Raw genomic sequence first — 9,011 nt, 5'->3', positions numbered from 1 at the left:
AAGCCATGCGAGAGTAGGTCATCGCCAGGGTTTATACCCAAAAACCCCGCTGCTCACGCAGCGGGGTTTTTCTTTTGCGCGTTATGGCGCCCCTTGGGACAGCCCCTGCATCCACGCTTCCCAGTGCGGACCCGAGGCGCGGTACATCGCTTCACGTTCGCGCAGCGCGGGTCCTTCTTCATGCAGCGCGTTGAATATCTTCAGCAGCGTGGCATTGCCCAGTGCCTGGTCATAGCGACCACCGAGCAGCGTTGCCATCTCGGCCAGGTACGCGTGCTTGCCTGTAGAAACATCGCTGGCACCGGTACGTTCGATATCCCAACGTTCCAGCACGGCGGTATGAGCTTCCAGCCACTTCATCGCCGCTGGCAGCAGCAACTGCAGGCAGCCCGGCCTGCCGAGATACTCCGCGAATACCGGTTGCGCCAACAGTTCGGACGGCGGCTTGTCCAGCAACAATTGATGTGCAGACAGCTCGAAGACTCGACGTGCCGACGGCGGCCAGGATGCATCAAGATCAGACACCGCGTGTGCTACCAGGGCATCCTGGAAATCCCGCCAGCCAGCGCGGAGTTGCCAGGAACACGCTTTCAGGACGGCGTGTTCCTGCGCCGTCAGCGTCGGGCTGCTGGTGGCATCCACAGCAACATGCGTCGGGGTCGCACCGACGCCTCCTCTCTGCGCCCGTACCAGCTCGGAAGGCACGACGCGCACGGAGCCGGAACGACATTGCGACGCCTGCTGGGGCGTGGTCCGGGCAGCATCAGCACTTGGCTCCCACGTCTGCGGATGCGGGCGGTTGCCAAGGGTGCGTAGGGACAGTGCCTGGTGCATGGGCTGCGTCGTCGACGCGGCAGGAATGGCGGGTGCCACGCGCTGGATGCTCAGCACGGACAGGGCGGCGGTAACGGCGGGAAGGGGCTGGGGCATGCTGGATCCTGGGAGATGATGCAGGGCATCGGTCACCCCATCAGATCACCTACACCGCACACACGCTCTTCAAAAACCGCTCAGCCCAGGAATCGCAGGATGATCCCGGCTATGTCGGCCGGTCGTTCCATGTGCACATGATGGGTACCGGGCAACACAGCCAGTTGGCCGTGGCGCAGATGCGCGAGGCGATCGCTGCGCAGGGGCTCGGGATAGTAGGACTGGGCCGGCGTGGCATAGATCACCTGCACAGGACAGGCGATCGCCTGCAGCAGGTTGTCGATCTGGCCCTCGGTCAGCCGGATCGCGGTCGGCAGCATCAGCCGTTGATCGGTGCGCCAGCTGTAGCCGCCGGGCACTTCCTGCACGCCGCGTTCCACCAGCAGCCGTGCGTTGGCTTCGCTCAACTGGTTGGCCATCATCCGGGCGCGGATCGGGGCCGCCAGCGTGGGAAATACCCGCAGCGGTCGAATGGCGGTCCTTCGGCTGGCATCGACGTGCTCGCGCAGCCGCTGTGCCGTTTCCGATTCGGGTCCGCGCAGGCCACCCAGTGCCTCGATGGCGACCAGGCGCTCGACCCGGTCGGACACCGAGGCGGTCAGGCTGGCGATACCGGCGCCCATCGAGTGGCCGAGCAGCGTGAAGCGTTCCCAGCCCAGCGCGTCGGCCACATCCAGCACATGGCAGATTGCCGCCGGCGTGGTGTAGCTGGCATCGCGGGGCAGGTGGGAGCTGAAGCCATGCCCGGGCAGATCCAGCATGACCATGTCCAGCCCAGGCAGGTGGTCCAGCAGCGGGACGAAGCTGGCGGCGTTGTCCAGCCAGCCATGCAGGGCCAACACCCGGGGCCCTGGGCCCGGTCGCCGCAGACCACTCGCGACCTGCCCGGCGAGCTGCAGCGAAAACGGCTGCAGGCTCACTTCAACGCGTCCTCCGCCAGCTGCGCCAATGCAGCGGCGTGCCCGGCATCATCGTTCAGACAGGGGATATAGCGCATCTGCGCGCCGCGCTCAGCAAGGGTATGGGTGAAGCCCAATGCGACCTCTTCCAGCGTTTCCAGGCAATCGGTGGCAAACCCGGGGCAGACCACGTCGATCTGCTTCACGCCGCGCTCGGCCAGCGCCCACAGGCTGGGTTCGGCGTAGGGCTGCAGCCACTTCTCACGGCCGAACCGCGACTGATAGCCCATCTGCCATTCACTGGCTGACAAGCCCAGCGCCGCCGCGATCGCCGCAGCACTTGCCTCGCATTGCCGCGGATAGGGATCACCGGCATCAGCGACACGCTGCGGGATGCCATGGAACGAGAAAAACAGGATCTCGCCCCGGCCGTTCTGCTCCCACCACCGGCGGATCGACCCGGCAACCGCCTCGACCCAGGCCGGGTCCACCGGATAATCGCGGATCAGCGTGACCTGTACGTCGCCATTCTTCTGCCGCCAGCGATCCACCAGATCCTGCACCGACGCGGTCGTGGTGGTTGAATACTGCGGATACAGCGGCAGCACCACGATCCGGCGGATACCGGCGGCCTTGGCCGCATCCAGCTCGCGGCCCAGCGCGGGAGCGCCGTAACGCATCGCATGGCGGACCCGACGGCCGGGCATCACGCGCTGCATCGCCTCGGCCAGGTTGCGTGTGTGCACCATCAGCGGGGAGCCGCCCGGCAGCCACACCTGCGCGTATTTTTCCGCCGAACGTCCGCTGCGCAGCGGCAGGATGATGCCGTACAGCAAGGGCTTCCAGAACAGCGCCGGGATTGCGACGACGCGCGGATCTGAAAGGAATTCAGCAAGATAGCGCCGCACTGCGGGGGCAGTCGGGGCTTCGGGCGTGCCTAGGTTTACCGCCAGCACGGCGGATTCGGGTGCGTCGAGCATGGGTCATTGTCGCCGATGGAGTCCGAAGGGGGGATGAGATCGATCAATGAGAGTTATCGAAAGAGTGAATGGAACACTAAAACACTCATAGCTGATTCATCCGAACGGCCCTACTTTCAGCTACTTGCTATATCTTCTTCGTGAACAGATACGGAGTCCGTCATGCGTCGCCTTCGCCTTACCCTGCTGATCACCGCTGGCCTGATGTTGAGCAGCCAGGCTGCGCTTGCCGGCCCCCTGGAAGACCAGCGGGCGCGCAATGCGGTCCGCGTGCTGGCTGAGATCCAGGGCATTCCCGAACAGGGCATCCCGGACAAGCTGCTCGATGAGGGCCATGCGGTCGTCGTCATCCCCGACACCATCAAGGCCGGTCTGGTCATCGGCGGGCGTCGCGGCCACGGTCTGATGTCGGTGAAGATGCCCGACGGCAGCTGGTCCAATCCGGTATTCATGAAGCTCACCGGTGGCAGCATCGGCTTCCAGGCCGGCGTGCAGTCCTCCGACGTGGTGCTTGTGTTCCGCAACGAACGCAGCCTGGACAACCTGGTCAATGGCAAGTTCACTCTCGGCGCGGATGCCGGCGTGGCGGCCGGCCCGGTCGGGCGCAATGCGGCGGCCGCAACGGATGGCCAGTTGAAGGCGGAAATCTGGTCGTGGTCGCGCGCGCGCGGGCTGTTCGCCGGGGTGGCGCTGGACGGCGCGGTGCTGCAGATCGATGACGCCGCCAACCTGGATGCCTATGGCAGTGGCACCACGCCGCGGATGATTTTCGAAGGGCGTGCCGCAGGTGCCCCGTCGATGGACGTGGTCGCCTTCCGCGATCGCCTGGAAGAGGCGACCTACGCCGCCCGCAACAATCGCGGTTCCGCAGGTGCCGCGCCCGCCCCGCGTGCGGCAGCGGCCGCTCCGGCCACCCCGGCGCCGCAGGTGGCTCCGCCGCCGGCCGCCGAAGCGACCACCACGCCACTGCAGAACGTACCTGCCGCGCCCCCGCCGCAGCAGGGCTTCCAGCCGGTCACCGAAGGCGAAATCCGTACCGAGTCACTGGACGGCAACTGACTTCCAGCATGCGCGCCGGCCCCCTGCCGGTGCGCTATGCTCGGGGTCCTGATCCCTGAATATATTTGCGAGCGTCTTTATGGGCAGTTTCAGCATCTGGCACTGGTTGATCGTGCTGGCCGTGGTCCTGCTGGTGTTCGGCACCAAGCGGTTGACCAGCGGCGCCAAGGACCTCGGCTCGGCCGTGAAGGAATTCAAGAAAGGCATGCGTGACGAAGACAAGCCGGGTGCACAGCTCGGTGACGAATCGCGTCACGATGCCTCGCGCAGCAGCACGGTGCAGGACGAGCGCGACCGCGACCCGCGTTGATCCGGAGGGGTAGCGGTGTTTGATATCGGCTTCAGTGAGCTGCTGGTCATTGCGATCGTGGCATTGGTGGTGCTTGGCCCGGAACGGCTGCCGAAAGCGGCGCGCTTTGCCGGCCTATGGGTGCGCCGTGCGCGCAACCAGTGGGATTCGGTGAAGCAGGAACTGGAGCGCGAACTGCAGGCCGAGGACATCAAGCGGCAGATGCAGGACGTGCGCCAGTCCATGCAGGACACCGAAAGCGAGCTGCGCGCCAGCGGCGAAGCGGCGCGCCGGCAGATGCAGGAGGTTGACGACCAGGGCCGTGGGATCGCCGATGAAGTGCGCGGCACGCCCCGCGCTACCGCCTCGGTCGGTGATGTCCGGCCTGCCTCTGAACCCGTTGCGTCGGATCCTCCGTCGTCCGCATCGACCGTGCCGCCCGGCTCCAGTGCGGCACCTGCAACGGCTGAGCTGCCGGCCGATGCGCCTGCGCCCGCCAATGCGAAGGAGAACACCCCATGAGCGAGCACGAGTTCGGTGAAAGTTCGCTGGTGGAGCATCTGGTCGAACTGCGCGCACGCCTGGTACGCGCGCTGCTGGGCCTGGGTGTGGTCCTGTTGGGCCTGCTGCCCTTTTCGCGCACCCTGTACACCGTCGTCGCCGAGCCGCTGATCTCGCAGCTGCCCAATGGGCAGTCGATGATCGCGATCAATCCGGCCGGCGCCTTCTTCGCACCGCTGAAGCTGACCTTCTTCGTCGCCCTGTTCGTGGCGATGCCGTGGTTGTTGTACCAGCTGTGGGCCTTTGTCGCGCCCGGCCTGTACGCGCGTGAAAAACGACTGGCCGTGCCGATTCTTGGCTCGTCGGTGCTGCTGTTCTACATCGGCTGCGCGTTTGCCTATTTCCTGGTTCTGCCGGCGGTCTTCCACTTCCTGACCACGTTCCGACCGGACGTGATCGCGATCACGCCGGATGCGAACGCCTATCTCGACTTCGTGCTGGCGATCTTCTTCGCCTTCGGTGGCAGCTTCGAACTGCCGGTGGCGATGGTCATCCTGACGCTGCTCGGCTGGGTCACGCCGCAACAGTTCAAGGAAGGTCGCGGTTATGCGGTGGTCGGCATCTTCGTGCTGGCCGCGGTGTTGACGCCACCGGACGTGGTGTCGCAGCTGATGCTGGCCATCCCGATGTGCCTGCTCTACGAGCTCGGCATCCACGCCTCGAAGTGGCTGGTGCCCTCCAGCGCCCGCCAGACCGAACCCTGACCCGGTCGCCGGCGCATCGCCGGCACGGTATGGCCGGTAGCGCCGGGCCATGCCCGGCGAGCGCAGCGGAGGGCGCGCGGGCCCCGCCTTCGATCAGGCGTGGAACACGTTCGATGGGCCGCTGTCCGGCAATGCCGGCGGCGCGCCCAGCTCGCCGAACATCTGCTTCCAGGCGCTGTACACCGCGCCGGCGAACACCGGCATGATCACGCCCATCAGCAGCAGCTGCGCGGCGAACAGGGCCAGCATCGCCCCGCCGACCAGCTGGGCCACCATCGCCACGATCATCACCAGGAAGTAGACGGCGAACACCGCCACGAAGGCGAGCAGGAAGAACACCAGCATCGGCAGCAGGTTGTGCACGCAGGCACGCAGGCTCAGGCGCAGTGCCTGCAGCCCGTTGCGCTGCTCGAACATCACCTGCGGCGACAGCGTGAACAGCGCCAGCGCCACCGCGATGAACACCACCAGCACGCACAGCAGCCACAGCAGGATGCGGCCGGCGGGCAGGCTGGCGGCCAGCGCCTCCATCTCCGCCGGGCTCGGCTGGGCGCCGGACTGGCTCAGTTCGTTGAGCTTGGTCATCACCTCGCTGAGCTGGCCCAGGCCGGAGCTGCCGATCAGCAGCAGCAGCAGAATGCCCAGTACCAGCCCGGCCACCAGCTGCGGCAGCAGCGACACCAACAGGTGCGGCGCGCGGCCGTCGTGCAGGCCCTGCAGCAGGTGCGCCGGCTGTGCCGGACGACCGTGGTCGACCTCGCGCACCGCCCATACCAGCCCACCGAAGATCAGCGGGCCGGCCAGCGCCATCACCAGCTGCGCCGGCAGCGCCAGCACCGGTACCATCGTCGCCAGCGCCGTCACCAGCAGTGCCGCCAACGCCCAGATCATGCCGAGGATGCCCAGGCCCAGCGGCGCCTTGCGCAGCAGGGTGAAGCCGGACACCAGCCATTCCGCACCAGCCGAAGCCGGTAGCTTGCGCATCTCGCTCATACGAATCCGAAAAACAGGGGAGGGGCAGGGCACAGGCCCCGCATCCGGTGATTATCCCTGTTTTACGACGCCGTGACCTGAAGCGTGGCGGGCCTGGCGCACGAAACGGCGCAGCAGCTGGCGGGCCAGCGGGGCAGCGGTGATGGCCCGTTCAATGCTGCGCGCGCAGCCGCCGTGCTGGCGGATGCACTGCGCACGGGCGCGCACGTAGCCGCGCATGTGGTGGGTGGCGAATTCCGGATGGAACTGCACCCCCCAGGCGCGGTCACCCCAGCGGAAAGCGTGGCAGCCATCCAGCGTGGAACGGGCCAGCACCGAGGCACCTTCCGGTGCGCGCAGCACCGTCTGCATGTGCGTGGCGTGGGCCGGGAAACGCGACGGCAAGCCGCTGAACAGTGGGTCCTGGTCGGCAGCCGGATCCAGTGACAGTTCGATCGTGCCCGATTCGCGGCCGGCCGGGTTGTAGTCCACCTGCCCGCCCAGCGCGTGCGCCAGCAGCTGGTGGCCGTAGCAGATGCCGAATACCGGACTGCCGCCGTGCACCGCCTCGCGCAGCCAGGCCGCGCTGCGTTCGCTCCAGTCGGCACGGTCGGTCACATAGGCGGCCGAGCCGGTGACCAGCACGCCGGCATAGCCGCGGACATCGGGCAGCGTGTCGCCGTGTTCGGCGTCGACCACCACGGTGTCCTGTTCTTCCAGCCCCGCCGCTACCCGGATCCAATGCGGAAAACGGCCGTAGCGCCGCAGCGAGGCGAGCGGTCGGCCGGTTTCAACGATCAGGAAGGGCAGGCGGTTCATCGGCAGCGGGCACGACTGACAGGACTTCCTCGATTGTAGTCAGCCCAAGGGCCACCTTTTCAAGCCCGGCCTGGCGCAGGGTGCGCAGTCCTGCACCGCGTGCTTCACGCGAGAATGCCCCCAGGTCCATGTCCGCGTGGATCCGCCCGCGCAGCCGCGAGCCCAATGGCAGCAGCTCATACAGCCCGATCCGCCCCATGAATCCGGTGCGCCGGCACTCCAGGCAGCCGACCGGCCGATACGGCGTGGCGGCATCTGGATATGCCATCTGGCCATCAGCCAATACCGCCCAGTCGGCCGCCTCCAGCACGTGCGGCACCTTGCAGTGCGTGCACAGGGTGCGCACCAGCCGCTGGGCCAGGATGCCGTTGAGGGTGGAGGCCAGCAGGTAGTGCGGTACACCCAGGTCGAGCAGGCGGGTGATCGCCGACGGCGCATCGTTGGTGTGCAGGGTGGACAGCACCAGGTGGCCGGTGAGCGAGGCCTGCACCGCCATCTGCGCGGTTTCCAGGTCGCGGATCTCACCGATCATGATGATGTCCGGGTCCTGCCGCAGCAGGGTGCGCACACCGCTGGCGAAATCCAGGTCGATGTTGGTCTGCACCTGCATCTGGTTGAATTCCGGGGCAATCATTTCGATCGGGTCTTCCACCGTGCACACGTTCACGTCCGGGGTGGCCAGCCGTTTCAGCGTGGAATACAGCGTGGTGGTCTTGCCCGAGCCGGTGGGACCGGTGACCAGCACGATGCCGTGCGGCTGCTCGACCAGCGTATTCCAGCCGGCCGCTTCCTGCGCGCTGAAACCCAGCTGGTCGATGCTCTTGAAGGCTGCATCGGGATCGAAGATGCGCATCACGCACTTCTCGCCGAACGCGGTGGGCATGGTGGAAATGCGCATTTCCACTTCGCGGCCCCCCGGCGAGCGGGTCTTGATGCGGCCGTCCTGCGGGCGTCGCCGTTCGCCCAGGTCCATCCGGCCGAGCACCTTGATCCGGCTGACCACGGCGGTCATCACCGCCGGCGGCACTTCGAACACCTTGTGCAGCACGCCATCGATGCGGAAACGCATGCGGCCCATGTCGCGCCGTGGCTCCAGGTGGATGTCCGAGGCGCGCTGTTCGTAGGCGTACTGCAGCAGCCAGTCGACGATGTGCACGATGTGCTGGTCGTCGGCATTGACGTCGCCGGCACGGCCCAGTTCCACCAATTGCTCGAAGCTGGGCAGGGTGCTGCTGGTTTCCGAACGGGCATCGCCGCGCGCACCACGCACCGAACGGGTGACCCCGTAGAACTCCATGGTGTAGCGGTGCAGGTCCAGCGGGTTGACCAGGGCCAGTTCGATGGGACGCCGGGTGAGGTGCTGCAGGTCGCGCCGCCACTCCTGCGCCAGCGGTTCGCTGGTGGCCACCAGCACGCGTTCGCTGTCTACCGCCAGCGGCAGGAAGCGATGCCGGCGCGCGTAGGCGTGGGACACCAGCGCGGTCACGCTGGCCACGTCCACCCGGGTCGGGTCGATGCGCAGGTAGCGGGTGCCGGTGCGCTTGGCCAGCCAGTCGGTGAGCCGCTCCAGCCCCAGTTCGCCGCCGCCGCTGGCGGCCAGTTTCAGGTTGGCCAGCAACACCAGCGGATGCACTTCGCTGGCGTTCTTCGCGCCCTGTGCGGAAAAGCGCACGCGTTCCAGGTCGCTGTCGGCGACCAGGCCATCGGCCACCAGGGCGGTGGCGACCTGTTCGAACAGCAGCCGGCCGGGCGGCAACACCGCTGCCGGATACGGGGACGACGACATCGGGTGCTGCTC

Annotated in this window: 10 protein-coding genes; 4 read left to right on the top strand and 6 right to left on the bottom strand. The window is 67.0% G+C overall.

The window, feature by feature from the left end; genetic code table 11:
• Positions 1-81: 81 nt before the first annotated feature.
• From RTX79_RS07550 to hemH, 3 genes are all read right to left on the bottom strand, one after another.
• Positions 82-930 (bottom strand): hypothetical protein, encoded by an 849-nt coding sequence (locus tag RTX79_RS07550; protein ID WP_312683019.1) that lies wholly within the window; start codon positions 928-930, stop codon positions 82-84.
• An 80-nt stretch (positions 931-1,010) separates the two neighbouring features.
• Entirely contained in the window at positions 1,011-1,850 is an 840-nt protein-coding gene (locus RTX79_RS07545; protein WP_312683018.1) for an alpha/beta fold hydrolase, read from the bottom strand.
• The gene (gene hemH, locus RTX79_RS07540) at positions 1,847-2,809 is read right to left on the bottom strand and encodes a ferrochelatase (protein ID WP_312683017.1); all 963 of its coding nucleotides are present in this window, start codon (positions 2,807-2,809) and stop codon (positions 1,847-1,849) included. The genes RTX79_RS07545 and hemH overlap by 4 nt, the downstream gene beginning before the upstream one ends.
• A gap of 162 nt (positions 2,810-2,971) precedes the next feature.
• On the opposite strand from hemH, the gene RTX79_RS07535 reads away from it, so the two are divergent.
• The 4 genes from RTX79_RS07535 to tatC all read left to right on the top strand — a co-directional run bounded on the left by RTX79_RS07535 (position 2,972) and on the right by tatC (position 5,422).
• Positions 2,972-3,868: a lipid-binding SYLF domain-containing protein gene (locus tag RTX79_RS07535; RefSeq protein ID WP_312683016.1), complete on the top strand. Its 897-nt coding sequence runs from the start codon at positions 2,972-2,974 to the stop codon at positions 3,866-3,868.
• Positions 3,869-3,947: 79 nt separating this feature from the next.
• Entirely contained in the window at positions 3,948-4,178 is a 231-nt protein-coding gene (gene tatA / locus RTX79_RS07530; protein ID WP_309682131.1) for a Sec-independent protein translocase subunit TatA, read from the top strand.
• Between the two features lie 15 nt (positions 4,179-4,193).
• On the top strand, positions 4,194-4,679 hold the full coding sequence (gene tatB, locus RTX79_RS07525) for a Sec-independent protein translocase protein TatB (RefSeq protein ID WP_309682134.1): 486 nt from the start codon (positions 4,194-4,196) through the stop codon (positions 4,677-4,679).
• Positions 4,676-5,422 (top strand): twin-arginine translocase subunit TatC, encoded by a 747-nt coding sequence (gene tatC, locus RTX79_RS07520; protein ID WP_123700033.1) that lies wholly within the window; start codon positions 4,676-4,678, stop codon positions 5,420-5,422. Before tatB ends, tatC begins: the two co-directional genes overlap by 4 nt.
• Positions 5,423-5,515: 93 nt before the next feature.
• On the opposite strand, the gene RTX79_RS07515 is transcribed toward tatC, so the two are convergent.
• The 3 genes from RTX79_RS07515 to RTX79_RS07505 are packed head-to-tail and all read right to left on the bottom strand — an operon-like array spanning position 5,516 to position 8,999.
• Positions 5,516-6,415 (bottom strand): BPSS1780 family membrane protein, encoded by a 900-nt coding sequence (locus tag RTX79_RS07515; protein ID WP_312683015.1) that lies wholly within the window; start codon positions 6,413-6,415, stop codon positions 5,516-5,518.
• A gap of 51 nt (positions 6,416-6,466) precedes the next feature.
• On the bottom strand, positions 6,467-7,213 hold the full coding sequence (locus tag RTX79_RS07510; protein ID WP_312683014.1) for a glutamine amidotransferase: 747 nt from the start codon (positions 7,211-7,213) through the stop codon (positions 6,467-6,469).
• A complete protein-coding gene (locus RTX79_RS07505) occupies positions 7,185-8,999 on the bottom strand; it encodes a GspE/PulE family protein (RefSeq protein ID WP_428695972.1) in 1,815 nt (604 codons plus the stop codon). Before RTX79_RS07505 ends, RTX79_RS07510 begins: the two co-directional genes overlap by 29 nt.
• Positions 9,000-9,011 lie beyond the last annotated feature (12 nt).

Origin of the sequence: Stenotrophomonas chelatiphaga, from assembly GCF_032054965.1 — a bacterium.
In the GTDB taxonomy this organism is placed as follows: Bacteria; Pseudomonadota; Gammaproteobacteria; order Xanthomonadales; family Xanthomonadaceae; genus Stenotrophomonas; species Stenotrophomonas chelatiphaga.
This window is presented reverse-complemented; position numbering and strand designations above follow the sequence as displayed.